This window comes from Amycolatopsis sp. NPDC051903, from assembly GCF_044452505.1.
GTDB lineage: Bacteria > Actinomycetota > Actinomycetes > Mycobacteriales > Pseudonocardiaceae > Amycolatopsis.
Genome location: NZ_JBITBT010000046.1, coordinates 62,064 through 79,101, shown reverse-complemented (window position 1 = coordinate 79,101; position 17,038 = coordinate 62,064). Strand labels below are relative to the sequence as shown.

General features: G+C 67.5%; 18 protein-coding genes. 9 read left to right on the top strand and 9 right to left on the bottom strand.

What is annotated here, in order from left to right:
• Positions 1-1,008 precede the first annotated feature (1,008 nt).
• The 3 genes from ACIA77_RS45990 to ACIA77_RS45980 form a co-directional block, all read right to left on the bottom strand.
• Positions 1,009-1,758 carry an isocitrate lyase/phosphoenolpyruvate mutase family protein gene (locus ACIA77_RS45990; protein ID WP_395892504.1) on the bottom strand — a complete coding sequence of 250 codons (750 nt, stop codon included), beginning with the start codon at positions 1,756-1,758 and terminating at the stop codon, positions 1,009-1,011.
• Between the two features lie 176 nt (positions 1,759-1,934).
• A complete protein-coding gene (locus ACIA77_RS45985) occupies positions 1,935-2,582 on the bottom strand; it encodes a nitroreductase family protein (protein WP_395892503.1) in 648 nt (215 codons plus the stop codon).
• 62 nt (positions 2,583-2,644) lie between these two features.
• A complete protein-coding gene (locus ACIA77_RS45980; protein ID WP_395892502.1) occupies positions 2,645-3,097 on the bottom strand; it encodes a carboxymuconolactone decarboxylase family protein in 453 nt (150 codons plus the stop codon).
• 249 nt (positions 3,098-3,346) lie between these two features.
• Between ACIA77_RS45980 and ACIA77_RS45975 the strand changes: the two genes are divergently transcribed.
• Positions 3,347-4,000: a TetR/AcrR family transcriptional regulator gene (locus ACIA77_RS45975; RefSeq protein WP_395892501.1), complete on the top strand. Its 654-nt coding sequence runs from the start codon at positions 3,347-3,349 to the stop codon at positions 3,998-4,000.
• A 390-nt stretch (positions 4,001-4,390) separates the two neighbouring features.
• Here the strand turns inward: ACIA77_RS45975 and ACIA77_RS45970 are convergent, their stop codons facing one another.
• The 3 genes from ACIA77_RS45970 to ACIA77_RS45960 all read right to left on the bottom strand — a co-directional run bounded on the left by ACIA77_RS45970 (position 4,391) and on the right by ACIA77_RS45960 (position 7,521).
• Positions 4,391-5,164 carry a class I SAM-dependent methyltransferase gene (locus tag ACIA77_RS45970; RefSeq protein WP_395892500.1) on the bottom strand — a complete coding sequence of 258 codons (774 nt, stop codon included), beginning with the start codon at positions 5,162-5,164 and terminating at the stop codon, positions 4,391-4,393.
• A 104-nt stretch (positions 5,165-5,268) separates the two neighbouring features.
• Positions 5,269-7,014, bottom strand: a complete 1,746-nt coding sequence (locus ACIA77_RS45965) for a thiamine pyrophosphate-dependent enzyme (protein ID WP_395892499.1) — start codon at positions 7,012-7,014, stop codon at positions 5,269-5,271.
• A gap of 156 nt (positions 7,015-7,170) precedes the next feature.
• Positions 7,171-7,521: a recombinase family protein gene (locus ACIA77_RS45960; RefSeq protein ID WP_395892498.1), complete on the bottom strand. Its 351-nt coding sequence runs from the start codon at positions 7,519-7,521 to the stop codon at positions 7,171-7,173.
• Positions 7,522-8,077: 556 nt separating this feature from the next.
• Between ACIA77_RS45960 and ACIA77_RS45955 the strand changes: the two genes are divergently transcribed.
• Both ACIA77_RS45955 and ACIA77_RS45950 read left to right on the top strand, forming a co-directional pair.
• The gene (locus ACIA77_RS45955) at positions 8,078-8,401 is read left to right on the top strand and encodes a hypothetical protein (protein ID WP_395892497.1); all 324 of its coding nucleotides are present in this window, start codon (positions 8,078-8,080) and stop codon (positions 8,399-8,401) included.
• A gap of 26 nt (positions 8,402-8,427) precedes the next feature.
• Entirely contained in the window at positions 8,428-9,384 is a 957-nt protein-coding gene (locus ACIA77_RS45950; RefSeq protein ID WP_395892496.1) for an MBL fold metallo-hydrolase, read from the top strand.
• Positions 9,385-9,610: 226 nt separating this feature from the next.
• On the opposite strand, the gene ACIA77_RS45945 is transcribed toward ACIA77_RS45950, so the two are convergent.
• Both ACIA77_RS45945 and ACIA77_RS45940 read right to left on the bottom strand, forming a co-directional pair.
• Positions 9,611-10,399, bottom strand: coding sequence for an NAD(P)-dependent alcohol dehydrogenase (locus tag ACIA77_RS45945; RefSeq protein WP_395892509.1), 789 nt, complete (start codon positions 10,397-10,399; stop codon positions 9,611-9,613).
• A gap of 10 nt (positions 10,400-10,409) precedes the next feature.
• Positions 10,410-10,619 (bottom strand): hypothetical protein, encoded by a 210-nt coding sequence (locus ACIA77_RS45940; protein ID WP_395892510.1) that lies wholly within the window; start codon positions 10,617-10,619, stop codon positions 10,410-10,412.
• A 270-nt stretch (positions 10,620-10,889) separates the two neighbouring features.
• Between ACIA77_RS45940 and ACIA77_RS45935 the strand changes: the two genes are divergently transcribed.
• The 3 genes from ACIA77_RS45935 to ACIA77_RS45925 all read left to right on the top strand — a co-directional run bounded on the left by ACIA77_RS45935 (position 10,890) and on the right by ACIA77_RS45925 (position 13,109).
• Positions 10,890-11,069 carry a hypothetical protein gene (locus tag ACIA77_RS45935; RefSeq protein ID WP_395892495.1) on the top strand — a complete coding sequence of 60 codons (180 nt, stop codon included), beginning with the start codon at positions 10,890-10,892 and terminating at the stop codon, positions 11,067-11,069.
• 575 nt (positions 11,070-11,644) lie between these two features.
• The gene (locus tag ACIA77_RS45930; RefSeq protein WP_395892494.1) at positions 11,645-12,136 is read left to right on the top strand and encodes a hypothetical protein; all 492 of its coding nucleotides are present in this window, start codon (positions 11,645-11,647) and stop codon (positions 12,134-12,136) included.
• 136 nt (positions 12,137-12,272) lie between these two features.
• Complete coding sequence (locus ACIA77_RS45925; protein WP_395892493.1) at positions 12,273-13,109, top strand: class I SAM-dependent methyltransferase; 837 nt, start codon at positions 12,273-12,275, stop codon at positions 13,107-13,109.
• Positions 13,110-13,169: 60 nt separating this feature from the next.
• Here the strand turns inward: ACIA77_RS45925 and ACIA77_RS45920 are convergent, their stop codons facing one another.
• Entirely contained in the window at positions 13,170-13,856 is a 687-nt protein-coding gene (locus ACIA77_RS45920) for a GntR family transcriptional regulator (RefSeq protein WP_395892492.1), read from the bottom strand.
• 415 nt (positions 13,857-14,271) lie between these two features.
• Between ACIA77_RS45920 and ACIA77_RS45915 the strand changes: the two genes are divergently transcribed.
• The 3 genes from ACIA77_RS45915 to ACIA77_RS45905 are packed head-to-tail and all read left to right on the top strand — an operon-like array spanning position 14,272 to position 17,035.
• Positions 14,272-14,547, top strand: coding sequence for a helix-turn-helix transcriptional regulator (locus ACIA77_RS45915; protein ID WP_395892491.1), 276 nt, complete (start codon positions 14,272-14,274; stop codon positions 14,545-14,547).
• On the top strand, positions 14,547-16,655 hold the full coding sequence (locus ACIA77_RS45910; protein WP_395892490.1) for a type IV secretory system conjugative DNA transfer family protein: 2,109 nt from the start codon (positions 14,547-14,549) through the stop codon (positions 16,653-16,655). The genes ACIA77_RS45915 and ACIA77_RS45910 overlap by 1 nt, the downstream gene beginning before the upstream one ends.
• Positions 16,652-17,035 carry an SsgA family sporulation/cell division regulator gene (locus ACIA77_RS45905; RefSeq protein WP_395892489.1) on the top strand — a complete coding sequence of 128 codons (384 nt, stop codon included), beginning with the start codon at positions 16,652-16,654 and terminating at the stop codon, positions 17,033-17,035. The genes ACIA77_RS45910 and ACIA77_RS45905 overlap by 4 nt, the downstream gene beginning before the upstream one ends.
• Positions 17,036-17,038 lie beyond the last annotated feature (3 nt).

The following is a 17,038-nucleotide window of genomic DNA, read 5'->3' as shown; positions in this document are numbered from 1 at the left end:
GTTCTGCTCGCTCAAGACGTTCCTCCGGATGTTCGACCGAGCACGGGCTCGGTGACGGGATGGGGTTCCTCGACCTCGGCTGCCGCCGGTCAACTCCTCGGCGGTCGGCACCGCCGCAGCTGTGGCTCGTGCCGTTGGCCGCCGTCGTCAGTTCGATTGGTGTAAGCCAAGGGAGGAATCTTTCGGGGGCCGGCGAAAACTTGCCCTGAAATCCCCAGAGGGCGCCCATCCGCGCAACGCAACTGCTCGTGCCCGGTGCCTCGCAGTCGGCGTTCTGTGCGAGCTCGGCTACCTCGGAGAAGAGGTGATCGAGCCCAGAGACTGGCAGGTCGACTGGTACAGCACCAGCCGCGGGCTGATCCGCGCCGCCCACCGTCGGCGCTCGGCGAAACGATGTCCGCCGGCGCGATGGGCCAGGGCGTGCGCGGTCGAGCACTGCACGCTCGGGCCGAACTCGCGTCGGCCTCGCGCGCGATCACCTTGTTGAACGCCAGGTACCGACCGTGCTTGCGGGTGGCGGCGCCGAGCATCGTCGGAGTGGTGGTCTTCCCGGCGCCGGCCTGCAGCGCCAGGTGATCGCCGCGGCGGGGCATCCGGGCCCGTCCGGAGGCGGACGCCGGGGCCGTAGTCGCGAAGTCGGTCCCTGCTGCCCGCAGCCGAGCAGCTCGACATCGCCGACTACCCGTTGCGCGACGCCGATCACCGTCATCAGATTCGCCGTTGCTGTGCCTGGAGGCGTGCCAGGCCGCGAGAACCGGCCGAGCGGAAAGGTCGGACTGCAGACCACGATGAGCCGGACAGACGTGCGAGCACCCGCCACTCCTCATGCCGGGAACCGCTGCAGGGCAGGATGCGCAGCGTGATGTGGTCGGCGCCCGACTCCACAAATTGTTCGATCCGGTCGGCGATCTTCGTCGCACCGCCCCACGCGACCAACCCGTCGACCAGGAAGTCGCTGCCGCCATAAGCGAGATCGCCGTCGGCGGCTCGGCTGCCCCGGAGCTCGAGTCAGCTCCTGATGAGGCTGATGATGTGGCCGAAAGTGAGATCTGATGCGAGTGCCGTCAGGTCGCCGGTCTCGAGATTCGCTGCAGCCGCGCGGATGGCTCCGAGAGCGTGCGTGTACGGGTCGACTCCGAGGCTGATCCGACGCACGCCTATCGTCTGCAGCTCCTGCAGGCTCACCCCGTCTGACGGGCCGACGAGGAGGTTGACCGGCTTGGGAGCGACGGCCTCGACGACCGCGCTCACGGCGGCGAGATCGGGAAGGTTCGGCGCGTAGACGACGTCAGCTCCCGCTTCCGCGAATGCCGTGAGGCGGCGGATGGTGTCGTCGAGATCGGCGATTCCCCAGAGGAAGTTGTCCGTACGGCCGGTCAGAACGATCCGTCCGCGTGCGGCCTTGGCGGCGGCCTCGATGCGGCGTACCGCGTCGTCGAATCCGCGAATCGGCTGGGCGGGGTCGCCGGTGGTGTCTTCGATTCCGATGCCGGCCAGGCCACGGGCGATAGCGGCATCGACGGTGGCCCGGACGTCCTCGGGAGTGTCGCCGTAGCCGTCCTCGAAGTCGCCGTTGATCGGCAGGCCGCTCACCGAGGTGAGGAGCGCGGCGTGATCCAGGTGTTCGTCGCGGCTGACGGCGTGGATGCCGTCGAGCCGGCCCAGGGTTGCCGCGAAGGCCGCCGAGGAGGTTGCGATGGAGGCGAATCCGGCTTCCTTGAAGAGCAGGGCCGACGGGGCGTCCCAGGCGTTCGGCATGATGAACACTGTTCGTAGCGCACGTGTTGCGTCGTGTCAGACATGGTGATGGTCTTTCTGCGGTTTGACGGTCGTTCGATGCGCGTCCGGGTGCTCGCCGCGCACCTGGTCAGTGTCGGTTCGAGCCGTCGTATTACGGCAAACCGCGATACGGACGAGGCCGGAGCCAGAGCTATTCAGGCGAAGGTGAAGAGCCGGTCGGGCGCGAAACGCGAGATCGGGGTGGCGTATGCCTTGGCGGTGTCGGGGTAGCCGAGTGCGAGCAGCACCGTGGTCGTGTGCCCGGTCTCGCGGATCTTGAACGCCTTGTCGACGCTGGCCGGGTCGAACCCTTCCAGCGGCATGGCTTCGATGCCGAGCTCGGCCGCCGCCATCATCGTCATCCCGAGCGCCAGGTAGGTCTGCTTCTCCATCCAGTGGTTCAGGTCTTTGTAGCCGTAGTTGCGGAGGTTGAGGAAGTCGCGGGTCATCGACTCCCAGTGGGCCTGCTTCGCCGGGTCGGGGAAGCGACCGTCTGCTTTCTCCTTGTCGAACACGGCTTCGAGGTGATCGTCGGGCACGTCCACGCGAGTGGTCATGATGATCGCGTGCGAGGCGTTCATGATCTTCTCGCCGTTGTCGGCGAAGCGTTCGCCCAGATTGTTCGCGAGCTGCCTCTTTCCTTCGTCCGTTCCGAGGACGTAGAAGTGGTTCGGCTGCACGTTCACCGACGTCGGCGCCGAGCGCAGGAACTTCAGCAGCTGCTGCAGTGTTTCTTGCGGGATGGTCCGGCTTCCGTCGAAGTATCGGGTGAGGTGCTTGTTCATGATCTTGTCGAGGTCCATGTCGATCTGCTTTCTTCTTGCGGTGCCGGGAAAAATGGTGAGGTGGGGAGCCGGGTCCGTGATCAGGCGGCGGTGTTCTCCGCCCGGGTTGCGGGGATGTCGACGTCGGTCTGGTTGACGTTGTTGAGGAAGTTGGTGAGCAGGAACACCACGGCGATCGTGACGATCGCCTGGATCTGCCCGTCGGTGTAGCCGGCTCCTCGCACCGCCGCGATGTCGGCATCGCTCACCTGGCCACGGGTTTCGACGACCCGCTGCGCGAAGCGGGCGACCGCCGCGCGCCGGGGATCGGTCGAGCTCCCTGTGCGAGCCAGTTCGATGTCGTCGTGCGACATGCCGCCGAGTTCGGAGGAGACGTATGAGTGCGTGGCCTGGCAGTAGTCGCAGCCGTTGGTCTGGGAGACCGCGAGCGCGATCGTGTGCCGGGTCTTCGCATCCAGAACCCGGCCGATCTTGCCTTGCAGGGTCATCACGATGTCGAGAACGGCCGGATTCGCTGCCAGGGTCGCGAACATGTTCGGCACGAAGCCGAACTGCGCGCGGACACCGTCGAGGGTGCCCTGCGCTCCCGCAGGAACCTCGTCAGGAGTGGGGGTGGTCAGTCGGGACATGGCGTCGGCCCTCCGTTGAGTCGTGCGGGTGGTGATCTTCGGCGGTGGCCACGAGTGCCACCCCCGAATATTTTGGGCTTGCTAGCCCACTTCCGGAAGCTAACACCATCAGAGAGTGGGCTGTCAAGCCCAATTTTTGGTAGGATGGAGACCATGGAGACGGACCCGGGACCTCGGCAGACCCACAAGCTCACCGACAAGGGGCAGGCGACGCGCGCCCGCATCCTCGAGCACGCGGCGAATCTCATCTACACCCGAGGCGTTCACGCGACGAACAACGACCAGCTTCGCCGCGTCGCGGGCGTGAGCGGCTCCCAGCTCAACCACTACTTCCCGAACAAGGAGAGCCTCGTCCTCGCCGTCATCGACTGGCAGGCGGACGGTGTCCTCGCCTTCCACCGCAGCGACAAGTTCGACGGCTTCGACACCATCGACGCGTTCCGGGCGTGGGCGGACTTCTACGTCGCCCACGGCCGTCCGTTCCAGGACGGCTGCAGCCTCGGCTCGCTCGCGAGCGAGATCGTCAAGACCGACCTCGACGTTCACCAGCAGCTCGCCGCCACCTTCGAGCAGTGGCGCGACATCTTCCGCGATGGACTCGAGCGGATGCAGCGACTCGGCCGCCTCGACGCCACGGCCGACCCCACCCGGCTCGCGCACGCCCTTCTCGCCGCGTATCAGGGTGGCATGCTGCTCGCGCAGATCGCCCGGGACATCGAGCCGCTGCGAGACGCCTTGTACGCCGCGGTCGACTACCTGGAGACCTTCGCGATATCCCCCGGCGCCGACGGGCCGCGAGCGCAGTAACCGAGCATTCGGGCAGAAGTTGCCAGGTCTGCGAGACCGTGCTGGAACTGGTCAGGCATCGGCGACGACGAGGAAGACCGTCATGGCCAGGTTCCGCGCCGCGGAGCAAGCGGTGAAGGCGGCGAAGAAGCCGACGGGGGAGAAACGCACACCACCCGATACTGCCTGGGCTGATGGTGGAAGCCGGCCAGACGGACCTGCGGCTGACCAGACTGCGGTGTCTGGAACGACCACCAGGTCGACACTTGATCCCCTGCGGGCTGCGCGGGCCAAGACGGCACTCAAAGCAGGTGAGGGCCCCGAGGACCAAGCCGGTTCTCGGGGCCCCTTTTTGGCGGCCTGACCCTTCCTCGACCGCGTCACGTCCGCGCACCAGCCGAAAATGGCGGCTCACACCACCGGGCGACGGCCCCGCACTGCCACCACACCCAGCGAAGCGAACCATGAACCCGGTCGTGCCAGCTTCTCCTTCCACCGCCAGACCGTCTCGGGGTCGAGGATGTCGCCGCCGGCGCGTTCGGCCAGCTGGTCAAACGTCAGTGCCAGCCATTCCGTCCCGAGCGAACCGCCCTCGGCGAAGGGAACTTCGCATTCGACGCCGATCTCGGTGAGGCCGCGGGAGACGGCCAGGCGGGGCAGCTTGCGACCGTAGTCGACGTCGGCGGCGGTCGCGAGGAGGTCGCGGCAGGTGCGCATGGCGCGGGCGTGGTCGGGATCCTCGTCAATGACACCACTGGAGAACATGTCGCCCTCCTCCAGCAGCAGCCAGCCGCCCGGGCGCAAGGCCGCCACAAGCCGGCCGAGGACCTCGTCGCGTTCGGGCAGGTGGTTGAGCAGCAAACGGGCGTGCACCACGTCGAAGGCGCCCTCCGGAAGCGGATCGACCCGCACGTCGGCTTGGCGCACTTCGACGTTCGCGGGCAGGTCGCGCAGGCCGCTGACGTCGAGGTCCACCGCGCTCACGCGCCCGGACGGACCGACCTGCTCCCCCAGCCAGCGCGCGATCGACCCCCCGCCTGCGCCGGCCTCGAGGCACGCCCAGCCGGGCGCAAGCCCCAGCGCGCTCAAGCGCCGGCGCGTCGTCGGGTCGTAGGCAGCCTCCAACCCCTTGAGCCTGCGTTGCGCGCGTTCCCACGCGTTGGTCAGCGCGTAGTCCGTGCTCACTCCCACCTCCGTCGGTCGATCTTGTTCGATGGTCAGGTTGTGCGTGCGGGCCCGATGCTCCTCGGACCGGTCAAGGGCGTGACGAAAGGCAGTTGCCTTGTCGGTTATTGCCGTCGCACTTCCTCGTCGTGGGCTGACACAAGGGTTTCCTGGAGTTTGGCGATGGCGAAGCCCCACGCCTGGCCGGGGGTGGTCTTCGGTGGGACGATGATCTCCTCGGCGCTGGTGACCACGTCGAGCAGCACTGGCCCCGGGTGGGTGAGGGCGTCGCGAACGGCGGCGTCGACCTGGTCGGGGTGCTCGACGCGGACACCGTGGATGCCGCAGGCGCGCGCGACCGCGGCCAGATCGGGGTTCTTGAGTTTCGTGCCGAACTCGGCGATGCCGGCCTGCTCCTGTTCGAGCTTGACCATACCGAGCCTCGAGTTGTCGAACACCACGATCTTCACGGGCAGTTCGTAGGCCGCGACCGTGAGCAGTTCGCCCATCAGCATCGTGAGACCGCCGTCGCCGCAGAACGCAACGGTCTGGCGTCCGTTGCCCAGCTGCGCCGCGCCCAGGGCTTGCGGCAGCGCGCTGGCCATGGAGCCGAGGTTGTAGGAGCCGAGCAGCCGCCGGTTTCCGTGCAGGGTCACGAACCGGGCGAGCCACACCGTGGACATGCCGGTGTCGGAGGTGAACACCGCGTCGTTGTCGGCGTGCCGGTCGATCGCCGCGGCGAGCACTTCGGGGCGGATGGCGCGCTCGTGGTTGTCGAACTGCTTGCGGACCCGGCCTACGACGGTGGAGTCGTAGCCGGGATCGGCGAGGTGTTGCTGGCGCTTGTGCCAGGCCGTGTACCGCTCGCGGGCGGCGGTGAGGTGGCTGCGGTCCTGCTTCGCGTTGAGCAGCGGCCGCAGGGCGGCGAGCGTGGCGCGGGAGTCGCCGACGAGGGCGTGGTCCACGTGGACGCGGCGCCCGATGCGTTCGCCGTCGGCGTCGATCTGGATCACGGTTTTGCCCTTGGGGTACCAGTCACGGTACGGGAAGTCGGTGCCGACCATGAGCAGCACGTCGCCGTGGTCGAGCGCGTGTTTCGCGGCGGGGTTGCCGAGCAAGCCGGTTTGCCCGACCTGGTGCGGATTGTCCCGCTCGAGACTCTCCTTGCCCTTGAGCGTGAGCACCACCGGCGCGGCCAGGGTTTCGGCGGTGCTCAGGACCTCGTCGCGGGCCTCGCGCGCTCCGGAGCCGACGAGCATGGTCACGGTGCTCGCGCCGTTCAGCACCTGCGCGACCTCGTCGAGGGCCCCGGCCATCGGCGTCACGGGCGGGTGCTGGCTCACGAAGCGCGGCTCACGCGTCCCACTCGGCACGTCGCGGTCGCCGACGTCGCCCGGCAGCGTCAGTACTGCGACACCGCCGCGGGCGTAGGCGGCGTTGACGGCCAGCTCCAGCAGGTACGGCAACTGGGCCGGGTCCGTGACGGTGCGGCAGAACACCGAGACGTCGCGGAAGGCGGCGTCGTTGTCGACTTCCTGGTGGTAGTCGCTGCCGATCTCGGAGCTGGGGACCTGGCCGCAGATCGCGAGCACGGGCACGTGGGACTTCTTGGCGTCGTAGAGGCCGTTGAGCAGGTGGATCGAGCCGGGGCCGACGGTGCCCATGCAGACGCCGATCCGGCCGGTCAGCTGCGCCTGCGCGCCCGCGGCGAACGCGCCGGCTTCCTCGTGGCGGACGCCCATCCAGCGGATCCGGGACTCGTGGCGCAGCGCATCGGTGATCGGGTTCAGCGCGTCGCCGACCACGCCCCACATCGCGGACACGCCATGGTCGGCCAGGCTTTGCACGAGCATTTTCGCGACAGTGGTCATCAGTGGCCCTTCAGCTGAATGTTCACCTCTGACAGCGTCGCTGGGCCGATCAACATTACCGGTCGGTCGATCACGGTCGATCCGAGCGAGCAGGTCGAAGAAAGCCGGCCGCGCGTGCCGCGGTGGTTCGGGCCGACGCCGAGGTGAACGCAGTGCTCACCGGTGCACCCGGCGGGATGCGAGCTTCGGCTTCTGTCCACCGGTGCTGCCGTGCGCTCCCGCGGCCGCCAGGCCGTCCACCGTCCGCTCGGAGATCAGGGCGTGCTCGAACTCCACGATCAAGCCGAGGACCTGGCAGAACATCCGCTCGACCGCGGCGGAGGAGTCGATGCCCTGGTCGAGTACCACCAGGTGCACGCCCTTCGCCTGCAGCTGCTTGGACACCTCGATCAGGTGCGCCGGTGACCGACCGAGCCGGTCGATCTTGGTCACCGTGAGCCGGTCGCCGGCCAGGTTGGTCCGCAGCAGCGCCTTGTCCAGCTCCGATCGGCGGGCGGGTCGGAGCAAAGGCCGCGCGTCCACGATCAAGTTCGGTCGGGGTGGCGAAGGACGGGGCCGGTGCGCATGGCTGGCGCTGGGCGGTGTGGCGCGGGGGTGCACGCGCACCGCAATGTCGCGGCCTTGCGTGCGGTGCCGGGGCGGTTCGGTGGGCCGGCGTGCGTGGTGGTCGCGGAGGTGGCGGTGTGCGGCGACCACAGCCGCGAGCCGGTCGCGGGTCGCGCACCTTGTAGGGCGTCCAGTCGGGTTCGAGACGATGCTCCAGGTCGGCGCCGGACAGTTCCACGGCGCAGCCGCCCGCAGTTTTCCGCGGACACCACACATCCGCCACGACGATCATTGCCTCTACTGCGTTGGACGCGTTCGTTCGCACTCTTCGGTGACCGGGCCCGCTCGAGTGGTTCCCGTTTCCGGATGCCAAGTGGACCCAGATCCCGAGCCGGACCCACGTTAGCGTCGCAGTTATGTTGGCTGGCGGGAACACCGAGGTCACCGGCTTGCTCCGCCGGCCATCCTCGAGTGCGGAAACCTCCGTGTCCCCGGCTCGCCGAGTTGCCAGCAGCCGATGAGGGCCTACAGTCCTATCGCGACAGTGGGCCTGTTTGCGGTCGCGTTCTCCAAGGCAGGCTCCTGGGAGTTCGTCGACAAAGTCCCGCTCGGTAGCAGCCGAGGAGGCTCTGGCGCGGCCGAGCTCGACCTCATCCTGCCCACAGTGACCGGCGCGAGGGCGCCCGTGGACTCGGCCTACGTGGCGCACTTACCGCTCATCGACGACGTCCGCCTCGAAATCATCGAGCTCCGCGTCGGACGAGCCGTCCCACCGGACCATCCAGGTCATGGGCTCCCGTTCGACCCGGACGTGCTCGAGCGCTTCTCCTGCAGCCAGTGACACAAAACTCAGCGAAGGAGCCGCACGTGTCCAAGCCAGTTGCCTCTGCCGGCGACACCGCCCCGAAGACCGAGACTCTGGAGCCCGTCGGAGACGGCATTTGGGCTCTCACCGAGAGCGACAACAACGTCGGTGCCATCGAGGGCGAGAACTTCCTCGTAGCGTTCGACGCGCGTGCGACGCCGCTGATGGCGCGGCGGTGGCTCGAGCAGCTGCGCCAACACACCGACAAGCCGGTCAAGTTTCTGGTGCTGTCGCACTACCACGCCGTCAGGGTGCTCGGCGCAACGGCATTCGAGGCCGAGCAGATCGTGGCGTCCGCCGAGACCGAGCGACTCATCGCCGAGCGTGGGAAGGGGGACTGGGACGTCGAGCTCGGCCGCCTGCCCTGGTCGTTCGACGGGCACGAGGAGATCCCGGGGCTGACGTGGCCGACGCTGACGTTCGACCGGAACCTCAGCATCGACCTCGGCGGCAACCGCGGCACCGTGGAGCTGTCGTGGCTCGGCAAGGGCCACACCTCCGGCGACATCGTCGCCTATGTTCCCTCGCAGAAGGTCCTGTTCACGGGTTGTCTGGTGGAGAACGGTTCGGTCGTCTACAGCGGTGACGCCTACCACCGCGACTGGATGACCGGGACCCTCGACAAGATCGCCGAACTGGATGTCGAGGTGCTGGTCGGCGGCGGTGGCCGGATCGCACGCACCAAGGCTGAAGCCCAGCGCGCGATCGACCTCACCAGAGACTTCATCACCAGGCTGTTCAGGGCGGTGGAGAACGTGAAGCACGCCGGCGGCGATATCAGGGACGCCTACCGGGCCGCCCGTGAACAGTTGCTTCCGGACTACGGCGGCATGCCGGTGTTCGAGCCCGCGATGGTCTTCGACGTCCAGCGCGTGTGGGAGGAACTCGACGGCAAGGCGCCCGCCATCTGGAGCCTCGCGCGGGACCACGAGGTCCGGAGCCAACTCACGAAAGACTGATTCTCTCTCCTCTGTCGGCTGGGGTCGGCAGGGCGAGGAGGTTCTGTGGCGCTGGGACGTCGGTCGAGCGGTTCCGGTGTCAGGAAGGAGGCGCCGATCTGTCGCGGACGGTGGTCTTCATCCACAGCCCGCCCCACTCGGTGTCCGGTTCCGACGACCAGGTGGTACCGGCCCGGTGCCGTGCTCCTCCGCGGATCACCACGACCAGCCGGACCTGCCGGAAACGTCAGATCGTGCTGGTGTCGATCACGTAGCGGTAGCGCACGTTGCCGCCGCCGACCTGGCGGAGCGTGTCGAGCGCGTCGTTGATGCGCTCGGCGGAGAGGGTTTCGATCTCGGAGACGATGTCGTGCTCGACGCAGCAGCGGAGCATTTCCTGGGTCTCGGCAATGCTGCCGATCGACGACGAGGTGAACGAGATCCGGCTGCGAATCAGCGAGAACATGCCGATCGAGACCGGGCCGTCGGGAGCGCCGAGGTTGACGAACGTGCCGTCGAAGCGGACCAGTGACAGGAGCTGGTCGAAGTTGAGGGCTGCCGAGACGGCGCACCGGATGATGTCGAAGTAGCCCGCGCGCTCGAGGAAGGTCGCCGGATCGGTGGTGGTGCGGAAGTCGTCCGCCCCGAAGGCGAGCGCGTCTTCCTTCTTGCTCGTGGTCTGGCTGAGCGCGGTGACCTCGGCGCCGAGAGCGTCAGCGAACTTCACCGCGAGATGATCGAGGCCGCCCACGCCCAGAATCCCGATCTTGGTACCCGGGCCGACGTCGAAGCGCCGCAGCGGCGAGTAGACGGCTATGCCGGCGCACATGAGTGGCACCGCGGCGGCCAGGTCGAGACCGTCGGGGATGCGGACCAGGTAGTTCTCGTCGACGACGATCGAGCGCGCGTAGCCGCCGTAGGTCGGCTCACCGGCCTTGTCGAGACCGTTGTAGGTGACGATGATCTTCGGGCAGTAGTGCTCCATGCCGTTGAGGCAGAACCAGCACTCCCGGCAGGTGTCGACGAAGTTCCCGATGCCGACCCGGTCACCGACCCGTGCCAGTCGACGCCGGCGTGGATCTGTTCCACGGCCAGTCCGGTGATCTCGACAAGGGTTCGTCGTCGATGAGGCGGGTGGTGTTCGCGCGCACGGCGCGCACGACCTTGCCGGCCCACAGTTCGGCGTTGACGAAGGAGCGCTTGCGGTACTGCCGGACCAGTCGTTGCAGGTGCTCGTCGGTGTAGCCGCTGACCATCCGCACCCCGTCGAAGTCGGCGTCGTGGGCGTGGATGGCCGAGGAGTGGATACCAGCGCATACAACACGATGTCGGCCGCCACGATCTTGCCGCAGAAGTCGCAGAGGTCAGGCACACCCTGCTGGGGCGCGCGGTCCTGCTCGCCCACGCCTCCGGTGTACACCGCCCCGCCGGGGCACCAGACCGCGGGGTCATATCCGTGAATTGGTGCACAATCTGCCGCTCGCGAGGGCGCTTCGGTCGCGATTCCTGGCGTCAGGTTGAGGTTCGTGCGGGACCCATTCCGTAAGGAGTCGGTGCGGCTCGGCCTGGCACTGGAGGAGATGTGCTTGTTCGCGGCGCAGGCGATGCGGGACACGACGACGGCGCTGCTGACCGTGGACCGCGCGCTGGCCGAGCGGGCCATCGCCGGTGACGTCGAACTTGATATGCGGCGCGTGCGGGTGTGAGGCGCGGGCGAAGAAGCTGCTGGCGTCGAGGGTTTCGGTGGCCACACCGCCGCCGTTCGTGCTCGCTGTCGGGTACTGCGCGGACACGTTCGAGCGGATGGGCGATCTGGCTGTCCGGATCGCCGAGATCGCCTGGTTCTGCCATCCGCGGTCTGCTGTCCCTGCGGTGCTGATGGACAGGTTTGGGCGGATGGGGGAGCTCACCTCCGTCGTGGCCGAGCGGCTCACCGCACTGTTGGCAGAGCCGGTCGAGGGGATGTACGCCGAACTGGCTGGTGTCGACTCCGCCGGGCACCCCAAGACGGTCTACGTCCGTGAGGAAGCGGTCGCGCAGTTCCTTACCGACCGGGTGCTCGGCAGTGAGCGGGATCGGTTGCTGCTGGGCGAGGCCGGCCCGACTGTCGACGAGGTGGCCGAGGAACCGGCGCGCCGGTCGGAGGCGTTGCGCCGAGAGGTCGCCGACCTCGGAAAACGGCAGCAGTCGCTTCTCAGGCAGGCGTCGGAGGGCGATCGATCCGTTCACGCGAGGCTCGCGAGGCGCCTGCAACAACCCGGAGGCGCAGAAGCAGGCTCGTGTGACGCAGGTCGAAGACCTGGAAGCCGAACCCCGGGACGAGCCGGGCGCGCCTGGGCACGACGAGGCGGCCGTGCTCGACGCGCTGCCGACCCTTGCCGCGGCGCCACCCGACCTGCTGAGGACGCTCTTCGAAGTGCTGAGGCTCGAAGTACGCTTGCTTGACGACGATCATGTCGACATCGGCATCACACTGCCAGCACGGGAAGTGCCTGCGGTGGCCCAAGTGACGGAGAGGATCACCGACGAGATGACGGACGCACAAGCGGCGTCCGCCCACGAGCGCGCCGAATCCTGGGTAGATGTCGTCTGTGCCCCCGGTGAGATTCGAACTCACACTGGACGGGTTTTGAATCCGCGCCGGAAACAGCCCCTGACCTGCATGGCGTGGGGTCGCTCAGCTGCGTGGACCGCGCATAGACCGCGTCCGGCCCAGAGAGCAGGCGTAGCCCTCGGGCACGTCCATGCTGGGCTGGAAAGCCTTGGCTCCTGACACAGCCGAAGGTTCCGCCGCGCTGGCAAGACAGACTGGCGGATTTCCCCCGTTTGGCGGCCCCGACGCATGCCACCTTGGCGATACGACGACGTCTGAGTTTCGATCGCAGGCTAGTTGCGCCAGACTGTGACGTGTGGCCGAACTAGTGTTGACGGACGAACGTCGTGGTGAGTTGCTCGCGCTGTTGGACGATGAGCAGCGTCTCCAAGTGGAACATCCAAAGCTGGCTGAATACCTGGCGGCGGCGCCGAGCCTACGTGGTACCGGCGACGACCAGATGGACGCTGCGTTCGACCTGCGCTTCATTCACTACATGGCCGACGGGACTTCGACGAGCGCGAATCCGTACTGGGAAATCGTCAAGCCGCTCGTTTTCGAGCATGAGGGTCGCCGGGTGGTGAATGGCGGACGCCCCTCTGGCAGTGTGCGCCTTGCATACGCGGAGACGATTTTGCAGTCGGTCTACGCGTACGCAATTCCGTCTTCCGAGACAGTGAAATGGGCGGCGGGATTCTGCGCCGGGCGTCCGCTCCTGGAGTTGGGCGCTGGGCGCGGCTACTGGGCCGCGCAGCTAAGTCGGTCGGGAATGAGTGTTGATGCCTATGACATCGATCCGCCCGACGCCGCAGACAACGCATCGTTTACCCGTTCACCGGGTCAGCGCAGTACATGGCACCCCGTCGGCGACCTACACGCATTCGAAGCCACTGACCGTGATTGGTCGAACACTGTTCTATTTCTGTGCTGGCCGCCGGGGTGGGGGAACAAGATGGCTTCCGAAGCTCTTGCCCGGTTCGAACGGGCCGGCGGTCGCCGTCTGCTGTTCGTTGGCGAGCCGAAGGGTGGCAAGACGGGCGACGACGCGTTCTTCGAGGCCCTGTCGGCGGGCTGGGACCTTGCGGCCGAGGACGCGCAGTTTGTGTCGTGGTGGAACGTGAGGGACGTGGCGCAGGGCTGGGTCCGGCGCTAGCTTCTGAGTCGAGCGAGCCCGCGTTAGCGGGCCGCTCGGTCAGGTGTCAAGGGGTGCTCGTTAATCCTCAGCCTTGCTGCTCGGCTCAAGCACCATCCTGAAGACAAACGCTTCATACCGGTCGCGCGGGTACGACACGTCTGAAACCATAATCACGCGCTCATCGGCCGCTGAAAATTTCTGATGGACCGTTTTGACCAGGTCTCCCGGTGGGGTTCGGAGCCACTTGGCGTGCAGTGGAACGGGAATCTGATCGGCGATCGTCTCCTCAAGAACTGTCGCACCGTGAATTCCGAAGGTGCCCACGGGTTGGTACGTGTCCGAGACTGAAATCGGTTGACCATCTTCGGATGCTCGTGTGATCACATGAGTAACCGCATCGCCCTCTGCGAGGTTGAATAACTCCGCGAGTTCAGCCGTTGCCGGAACTTCGTCGGTTTCCCGTTCGACGCGAATGTCCCGACTTGACTCGTTTTCGAATGTGGTCTCCGCGGTCTCAAGCTGGCGCTCAGGGGACACCCTTACCAGGTTCTGCTGACTTGCTACGAAGACTCCGCGCCGTCGGACTGTCCTGACAAGCCCCTGGTTCTGAAGAAGCTCAATTGCCTTTCGGACAACAATGTCCGAAACGCCACTTCGTTCCGCGATCTCTGCATAGCTGGGTAGCTGAACTCCAGCGGGAAGATCACCATTTCGAATGCGTCGGGCGTATTCCCCTGCAATGGCTACATATGCCGGTTCGGCCACGCATGACTCCCTTCTATTCAACCATTCCCCTGATATCCCGATGAAGTATACACAACTTCGTATACATAGGCGCTCGCTAATGGGTGGTCCGGCGCCGGCTTGAGGTGCCCCGTCTCGCGGGCTCCCTTGTTCTCGCCCCGTCCTGCGCGCTGGGTCCCCGTCGTCGCGGGTGCGCGGGACCCGTTACCGAGTTGTGATCTTAAGTGAGTTTCCCCAGGTCGAGAGCGCTATTTGCAGCTTCGTCGGGCTGTCGCAACAACTCTACGTATACGCAGAACTTGTACGGATACGAAGTTACGTATACGTTGAGAAACAAGCGACCCGTGAGGGGTCGGAGAAGGCACGGAAGACAGAAAAAACCCCGGTCGGTGGTGGCACACCGACCGGGGCACGCACCGAGACCTTGGGAGAACCGATGCAGTTCGAGAGTACGGACTTGGAGAGCGACGAGCTGTTCCGAGTCCGAGTCGTCGCTGCCAAGCTGGATTGTTCGCTCGCGACGATCTACCGCGCCGTCGAGTCCGGCGCACTGCGTGCGATCCGTCTTGGCACCGGTAAGGGTGCCGTCCGAATCCCCGGCCAGGCTGTCCAGGAGTACGTCGCGGCATGCCAGCTGGCCGCTGCGACTCGGACGAAGCAGGCCCACACGAACACACCGCAGGACAGCGTTTCCGCGGGGGGTGCGGCCTGATGCGGACGTTCAAGGCTTTCCTGATTTCGGCGGTCCTGATCGCCTCTGGCGTGCTCGCGAGCGAATGGCACGTCAAGGTGGCAGTGATCTGGCCGTGGCTGGTGACCGTCGGCGTGGCCGCGGGCGTGCTGGGCTTGGCGGAGCTGATGAAGGGCAACGCGGCCCGGGTGGTGACGGTGGCGGCTGGCCTTGTGGGGCTGTCGCTGTGGTTTCTCGGTTGGGTGCCGGCCGAGACGCCGGGCTACGGCGTGTGGCCGTGGGGCTTGATCCTCGGCAGCCCGGTCCTGTTGGTGGCCATGCTCCTGGGCCTGCGGGGTCGGGGCGGTTCGCGCGGTCTGATCGGCCGGTGGTCGCGCCGTTCGCGCCGTAACGGTGGTGTGGCGTCGCGGTGGCAGATCTGGCGGGTGGCCTCGAAGCGCGCGATGCGTCGCAAGGCGAAGGTGCTCAAGCCGAGCCTGCGCAAGGAGATGTGGTGGACCCGTCGGCAGACGCCGGTGACGGCGTACGCCACGCCGATCGCCCGGGTGGGGCGTCAGCGGATCTGGTCGCCGGTGGAGGACGTGACGCTGCGCTTCGGTGGCCCGCGTTCGGGTAAGACCGGGGAGTTGGCGTGCCGGATCCTGGACGCGCCGGGTGCGGTGATCGCGACCTCGACACGGACGGACCTGATCGACCTGACGTCCAAGCTGCGCGAGCAGCGCAACGGGCCGACGTTCGTGTTCAATCCGTCTGCGCTGGGCAAGCTGGAGTCGACGATCACGTTCGACCCGCTGACCGGCTGCGAGAACCCGGTGACCGCCACCCACCGCGCCGCGGACATGCTGCCGGCCGATGGTGGTGACTCCGAGCGGGAGCACTGGATCGCCCAGGCCCGCCGTGCCCTGGCCACGCTGATGCACGCCGCCGCTCTCGGCGAGCTGACCATGAGCGATGTGGCCGGGTGGGTCGCAGACCCGGAAGAGTCTTCGGACGAGGTGCTGCGGCTGCTGCGCCGGTCGCCGGAGGCGTCGTTCGAGGCGGCAGCTCAGCAGTTCCTGACCACGAACGACCGCACCCGCTCGTCGATCACCACGACGATCATGCCTGCGCTGGCGTGGTTGACCGACCCGAACGCGAAGGCCGCCGCGACCGGCGGTGCGTTCGACGTGGCCGAGCTGCTCGAGTCGCGCGCCACGGTCTACATGCTCGGCGCGGAGGAGGGGCACACGGCGCCGCTGGTGGCCGCGCTGACCTCGCACCTGGCGCGAGAGGCCCGCCGCATCGCGTCGGAGTCGCTCGGTGGCCGGCTGGACCCGGCGCTGACGCTGGTCCTTGATGAGGCCGCTCTGGTGGCTCCCGTGCCGCTGGACAAGTGGACCGCGGACATGGGTGGCCGCAACGTGACGATCCACATCGGGGCGCAGTCGCGGGCGCAGCTGCGCCAGCGCTGGGGCGACACCGGGTGCGCGGCGATCATGACGAACTCGGCGACCGTGCTGATCCTCGCCGGGGCCCGCGACGGCGACGACCTGCAGGCGTACTCGCTGCTGACCGCGGACCGGCACGAGATGGTCGAGTCCGAAGACGCCGACGGCCACGTCACCGGCCGGACCCCGCAGCGGGTGCCGGTGCTCTCGCCCGGGCAGATCGCCCAGCTGCCGGAGCTGCACGCGGTGATTGTGCGCCGGGGGATGCCCGCGGCGATCGGGCAGCTGCAGATGGCGTGGAAGCGCGGCGACGTGAAGGCCGTGGAGCGCCGCGAGCGCTGGACCGAGTTCTACGAGCGGTGGGACGTCCGGCGCGAGGAGTGGACGGTGCGGTTCGCGGCGTTCGTCGACATGCTGGCCGACCGCGTCGAGCCCTGGGTGGCCCGAATCGAGGACTGGTACGCGACCCGCAAGGCCGCCCGCGCCGACGTCGTGATCCCCGCGCAGGACCACACCGAGCCTGTCGTGCGCGCCGAGGTGACCCGGCTCGACGTCGCCGACTCGGCGCCGGGGTTCGTTCAGCGTGGCGACGCTCCCGCCGAGGAGCCGCTGGCCGTGCTGGACGCCGAGCTGGAGGCCGAGGCCGGCGAGTGGACCGAGACCGCTGCCGACGTCACCGACGAGCGGGGTGAGCAGCGATGAGCACCCTGACCACGCGACTTCCTGCTCTGCTGCAGACCGGTCACGCCACGATCTCGGCCAGCTACGACGCGAGCGAGCCGTACGCGATCGCGTTCGGGTTCGACGCGGTACAGCCCGGTCTGGAGTGGATGGTCAGCCGCGAACTGCTGGCCGACGCCCTGATCTACGGCGCGGCCGGCGAGGGCGACCTGAAAGTCACTGCCCGCGGCGACCTGGTCGTGCTCGGCATGTCCACACCCGAGGGCACCGGGACGGTGGTGCTGCGTCGCGACGACGTCGACACCCTCGTGGTCGCGACCCACCGGATCGTGCCGCCCGGGCAGGAGTCCGAGCACCTGGACTGGTCCGACACCGCGGACTTCCCGGGGGTGAGCCGGTAATGG

What these genes read in the sequence shown, in the direction of transcription:
- ACIA77_RS45990 (WP_395892504.1), bottom strand. Translation starts at nt 1,758, where the DNA reads ATGCCGAACGCCTGGGACGCCCCGTCGGCCCTGCTCTTCAAGGAAGCC.
- ACIA77_RS45985 (WP_395892503.1), bottom strand. Translation starts at nt 2,582, where the DNA reads ATGGACCTCGACAAGATCATGAACAAGCACCTCACCCGATACTTCGAC.
- ACIA77_RS45980 (WP_395892502.1), bottom strand. Translation starts at nt 3,097, where the DNA reads ATGTTCGCGACCCTGGCAGCGAATCCGGCCGTTCTCGACATCGTGATG.
- ACIA77_RS45975 (WP_395892501.1), top strand. Translation starts at nt 3,347, where the DNA reads ATGGAGACGGACCCGGGACCTCGGCAGACCCACAAGCTCACCGACAAG.
- ACIA77_RS45965 (WP_395892499.1), bottom strand. Translation starts at nt 7,014, where the DNA reads ATGACCACTGTCGCGAAAATGCTCGTGCAAAGCCTGGCCGACCATGGC.
- ACIA77_RS45955 (WP_395892497.1), top strand. Translation starts at nt 8,078, where the DNA reads ATGAGGGCCTACAGTCCTATCGCGACAGTGGGCCTGTTTGCGGTCGCG.
- ACIA77_RS45940 (WP_395892510.1), bottom strand. Translation starts at nt 10,619, where the DNA reads ATGGTCAGCGGCTACACCGACGAGCACCTGCAACGACTGGTCCGGCAG.
- ACIA77_RS45915 (WP_395892491.1), top strand. Translation starts at nt 14,272, where the DNA reads ATGCAGTTCGAGAGTACGGACTTGGAGAGCGACGAGCTGTTCCGAGTC.
- ACIA77_RS45910 (WP_395892490.1), top strand. Translation starts at nt 14,547, where the DNA reads ATGCGGACGTTCAAGGCTTTCCTGATTTCGGCGGTCCTGATCGCCTCT.
- ACIA77_RS45905 (WP_395892489.1), top strand. Translation starts at nt 16,652, where the DNA reads ATGAGCACCCTGACCACGCGACTTCCTGCTCTGCTGCAGACCGGTCAC.